Origin of the sequence: Bacillus cereus, from assembly GCF_015071065.1 — a bacterium.
In the GTDB taxonomy this organism is placed as follows: domain Bacteria; phylum Bacillota; class Bacilli; order Bacillales; family Bacillaceae_G; genus Bacillus_A; species Bacillus_A cereus_BA.
Genome location: NZ_VOVA01000073.1, coordinates 1 through 1,207 on the forward strand (window position 1 = coordinate 1; position 1,207 = coordinate 1,207).

Below are 1,207 nucleotides of genomic sequence, written 5' to 3' on the forward strand. Positions count from 1 at the left end.
TTTATCGTTTTCTGACAGAAGACTCCTTCCTCAAAAATGTGAAGGTGTGAAACACCAATTTTAGGTGGGAGATGAATGTCAGTAGGCGTAAGCCTACGCTTTTTGTATACTGTAGATATACTATGAAAAAGTGAGGTGCAACCTATGTTAATAAATAAAGCATATAAATTTCGTATCTACCCAAATAAGAAACAAGAAATATTAATTGCTAAAACGATTGGTTGCAGTCGCTTTGTATTTAACCATTTTCTTGCTCTTTGGAATGATACGTTTAAAGAAGCGGGAAAAGGATTAACCTATCCTTCTTGCTCTGCGGAGCTTACGCAATTAAAAAAACGACAAGATACGCTTTGGTTAAAAGAAGTAGATAGTACCGCTCTTCAATCCTCATTGAAAAACCTCGCAGATGCTTTTTCACGTTTTTTCAAGAAACAAAATGATATGCCACAATTCAAGTCTAAAAAGAATAAAATACAATCCTATACAACAAAATGTACAAATCATAATATCGCCATTGTAGGTCATACAATAAAGTTACCGAAGCTCGGTTTCGTTAGATTTGCCAAAAGTCGTGAAGTGTCAGGGCGTATCCTAAATGCCACGATTAGACGAAATCCAAGCGGTAGACACTTTGTGTCTATTCTTACAGAAACGGAAGTGCAACCAGTAGAAAAAACTGGTTCTTCTGTTGGTATCGATGTGGGGTTAAAAGATTTTGCCATTCTTTCAGATGGCATAACATACAAGAACCCTAAATTCTTCCGTACATTAGAAGAAAAGTTAGCGAAAGCACAGCGTATCCTTTCTAGAAGAACAAAAGGTTCTTCGAACTGGAATAAACAACGTGTGAAAGTTGCACGAATCCATGAACATATTGCAAATGCAAGAGCTGATTACTTACATAAACTTTCTACTGAAATCATCAAAAACCACGATGTTATCGGTATGGAAGACTTACAAGTCAGTAACATGCTCAAAAATAGAAAGCTTGCAAAAGCGATTGGTGAAGTATCTTGGTCACAATTTCGAACGATGTTGGAATATAAAGCAAAATGGTATGGCAAAAAAGTTGTTATGGTATCTAAAACATTTGCTTCTAGTCAATTATGCTCCAATTGTGAATACAAAAACAAAGACGTTAAAAATCTAACCATTCGTGAGTGGAATTGCCCTTCTTGTGGCGCGCATCACGATAGAGATCGAAACG

The 1,207-nt window shown here is 36.3% G+C and carries 1 protein-coding gene; it reads left to right on the forward strand.

Features of this window, described 5'->3' with window-relative positions; translation table 11 throughout:
- Positions 1–144 precede the first annotated feature (144 nt).
- A partial coding sequence (gene tnpB / locus FT637_RS29505; RefSeq protein ID WP_193649248.1) for an IS200/IS605 family element RNA-guided endonuclease TnpB occupies positions 145–1,207 on the forward strand: 1,063 nt, incomplete at its 3' end.